This window comes from Cupriavidus sp. SIMBA_020 (assembly GCF_046535395.1).
In the GTDB taxonomy this organism is placed as follows: Bacteria; Pseudomonadota; Gammaproteobacteria; order Burkholderiales; family Burkholderiaceae; genus Cupriavidus; species Cupriavidus campinensis.
In genome coordinates, this window is sequence record NZ_JAWRWU010001588.1 from 1 (window position 1) to 238 (window position 238).

Genomic DNA, 238 nt, shown 5'->3' on the forward strand with positions numbered 1-238 from the left:
GCCGCCCGCCGCCGTGCCGGTGGCCGCGACGAGCGGTGTGCAGGGTGGCGTGAGCGCGGCGCCGGGCGCCGCCGCGGCGGCCGGCGCGAAGCCTGTGAACGTGCCGCGCGATCCGGCGATCGGCCGCGTGCGGCCGTGCGTGCAGGATGCCGCGTGCGAGCATGCGCTGTTCGATCTGAACCGTTATTACCAGAAGCTGCGTCGCAAGATGCCCGCGCATTCGGCCGCGACGCTCGTG

1 pseudogene is annotated in these 238 nt (G+C 74.8%); it reads left to right on the forward strand.

Features of this window, described 5'->3' with window-relative positions:
• Positions 1 to 238: pseudogene (locus tag SB751_RS34965) on the forward strand (hypothetical protein); the annotation flags it as partial.